Annotated in this window: 2 protein-coding genes; one reads left to right on the forward strand and one right to left on the reverse strand. The window is 55.6% G+C overall.

The genetic code is table 11. The annotated features are described in order from the left end of the window. Nucleotides 1-73 precede the first annotated feature (73 nt). On the reverse strand, nucleotides 74-571 hold the full coding sequence (locus NW856_RS00025) for a hypothetical protein (protein WP_011433689.1): 498 nt from the start codon (nucleotides 569-571) through the stop codon (nucleotides 74-76). A gap of 155 nt (nucleotides 572-726) precedes the next feature. Between NW856_RS00025 and bchM the strand changes: the two genes are divergently transcribed. Further along, nucleotides 727-1,392: a magnesium protoporphyrin IX methyltransferase gene (gene bchM / locus NW856_RS00030; RefSeq protein WP_414330343.1), complete on the forward strand. Its 666-nt coding sequence runs from the start codon at nucleotides 727-729 to the stop codon at nucleotides 1,390-1,392. Nucleotides 1,393-1,581 lie beyond the last annotated feature (189 nt).

Consider the following 1,581-nt stretch of genomic DNA (forward strand, 5'->3'; position numbering starts at 1 on the left):
AGTGCGGGGCTCCTGCGATTTCTAGCTGAGGCTTTTCCTAAGACAAGAGCCTCTACCCCAGGTTTTTGCTCTTTCAGAGAAGGGCAACCAGCAAAAGAATCACCCCAATTCCAACAATCAGTACAGCTCCCCCCAGCCACACCCAGGAGATGCGGGACCTGCTGCCTATGTCGGTTTTCCCGACAGGATTCTCCGGCGCAGGTTCAGGCTTTGAGTTGACCGAATCCGGGGCAACAACTGTCAGATCCTGCAACAAGAAGTCGCCTTTTTTTTCCAACAGAACCGTGGTTTCTTCTGAGGCCAGCAGCGGGTTCAACAAGGGGGCCGTTTGCTCCCACTCGTATTCAGAATGTCCCGACTCACGCCCGTACACCGTGACCTGCTCCAAGCCGGGCAAGCCCAACACTCTGAGCTCCGCCTGCACCCGTTCCATGAGATGGGGGTAGTCCACTCGGGCCGAGGAGGATCGATTCAGAAGAACGTGTAGATGACCTTGGCGGCGTTTGACCGCAATTCTGACCGGGGCAGCCAACCGAGCCTGCAACGCTTGGGCAATCTCAGCTTCGGTCATGGGGCAACATCCAAGGCATGCGAGTTAATTCTAATACAATCCTAGGGCAACGATGCAGAGGGTTACGGGGCCTCGGGGTAGAATGGGATGCGCGTTGGCGAAGAAAAGCAGAGCGTTCATCTTTTTCTCTCGCCGGATCCCTAGCTGGAAGTTCTATGCAAGAGAAAACCATTGTCCGCGATTACTTCAACTCCGTTGGCTTCGAGCGCTGGCGGCGCATTTATGGTGAAGAAGAAGTCAATTTCGTCCAAAAAGACATCCGCCTTGGCCATGCTCGCACAGTAGAGACGGTGTTGCAGTGGTTGGGGGATCCCTCGGGTTTACGCATTTGTGATGCCGGATGCGGGGTGGGCAGCCTCAGCTTGCCCTTGGCCGCCAGGGGGGCACAGGTGTTCGCCAGCGACATCTCGGAACAAATGGTGAACGAAGCACGCCGCCGCCAGCAAATGGAGTTGGGATCCACAGACAACCCACACTTTTGGGTCTCGGATCTGGAGGAATTGACGGGGGAATACGATGTCGTCATCTGCCTCGATGTGATGATCCACTACCCTGAAGCCGAGGCCCTGCGCATGCTAAAGCACCTGACCCGCCTGGCTCGGTCCCGCCTGATCTTCAGTTTTGCCCCCAAAACCCCCTGGCTGACGCTGCTGAAGAAAGTGGGAGAGTTCTTCCCCGGCCCCAGCAAAACCACCCGCGCCTATCAACACCGAGAGGCGACCTTGGTGAGCCAATTAACCGAATGGGGCTGGAAAGTGCAGCAGCGACAAACCATTCGCAGCCGCTTCTACTTTGCTTGGCTCCTCGATCTGGTTCGGTGACACTCGATCTGGTTCGTTAAACGGGAATGAAACATTTTCGTCTAGCTCCCCTCTCCCTCTGGCAGCGAGGCTGGGAGTAGGGGCAGCAGCGTGGAATGCTTGGGGAGTGTCTCAATCTAGTTTAAAAATGACTATAACGATCAGCTGAGGTTATCCAGTTGCTGATACATTTACGCTGAACACTGCTGA

The sequence above is a fragment of the Synechococcus sp. R3-13 genome, assembly GCF_047462195.1.
In the GTDB taxonomy this organism is placed as follows: domain Bacteria; phylum Cyanobacteriota; class Cyanobacteriia; order Thermostichales; family Thermostichaceae; genus Thermostichus.

Coding starts and splice junctions, on each gene's coding strand:
- NW856_RS00025 (WP_011433689.1), bottom strand. CDS start 571: ATGACCGAAGCTGAGATTGCCCAAGCGTTGCAGGCTCGGTTGGCTGCC.
- bchM (WP_414330343.1), top strand. CDS start 727: ATGCAAGAGAAAACCATTGTCCGCGATTACTTCAACTCCGTTGGCTTC.